Genomic DNA, 1,126 nt, shown 5'->3' on the forward strand with positions numbered 1-1,126 from the left:
TAGGCCTCGTCGATTCAGCGATCTAGCCATTACTACCGCATTGATGGTAAAACGTGTTTTCTCTATGCCATTGAGAGCGCTGCAAGGCTTTCTAGACTCAGTTTTTAAATTGGCTAACGTGCCATTGGTTTGTCCTCACTATACCTGTGTAAGCTGCCGAGCCAAGGATGTAGAGGTTAATTTCAAAGCCTCAACACGCGGCGCCATCCAACACCTAGCTATTGATGCAACTGGGCTCAAGGTATACGGTGAAGGAGAATGGAAAGTGAAAAAACATGGAACCGATGGCAAGCGTCGAGTCTGGCGTAAACTCCATCTTGCGGTTGATACAGACACACATGAAATTATCGCCGCAGAGCTGACACTATCAGGTGTGACCGATGCGGAAGTCCTCCCTAACCTACTCAAGCAAACACGCCGAACCATCAAGGAAATCTCGGGAGATGGTGCATACGATACAAGAGAGTGCCACAGAGCGATTAGGGTTAAGAAAGCGACACCTTTGATCCCTCCACGTGAGGGTGCAGCTTTCTGGGCGCGCGGCTAGCGGAAAAAGGGCATCCACGTAATCTGGCAGTTGGCTGCCAAAAGCTCTACGGCTCGAACAAAAAGTGGAAACAGAAGTATGGTTACCATAAGCGTTCATTGTCAGAGACCGCGATGTATTGCGTAAAACAACTACTCGGTGCTTCACTCACGTTTCGAAATTACAACGCACAAGTGGGTGAGGCTTACGCCATGATCAAAGCACTCAACAAGCTAACTGGGATAGGTATGCCTGAAACTCAGTATGTTGTTTAAAATGCAAGCTATTTAGCTAACGTTCGCTCTTCAGTTGAATTCGGCAACAAAGCCCCTATTATGTTCAATCGCTCCTCCCTACAACGAAGAACGGCTCTCAATGGGGAGCCGTTCTTGTGCCTGGACTTAATTCGCACTAAGTGCCACGATGGTAAATCGACCACCTATGTACAACGGATGTTATGTTCAATCAAGATGTGGCAAACCAGTTTAAAGTGTGTAGCTCTTTGTAAGGAAAATATGAGATAGAGGTACATTGTGTGGACGACTCACATCCTTACTAAATCTGTAGATAATTTATCGAAATCATTACATATCATTACAC

1 pseudogene is annotated in these 1,126 nt (G+C 46.1%); it reads left to right on the forward strand.

Features of this window, described 5'->3' with window-relative positions:
• Window positions 1–801, forward strand: a pseudogene (locus L2W36_RS27260) (IS5 family transposase); the annotation flags it as partial.
• Window positions 802–1,126 lie beyond the last annotated feature (325 nt).

Source organism: Vibrio sp. McD22-P3 (assembly GCF_021568915.1).
Classification (GTDB): domain Bacteria; phylum Pseudomonadota; class Gammaproteobacteria; order Enterobacterales; family Vibrionaceae; genus Vibrio; species Vibrio mediterranei.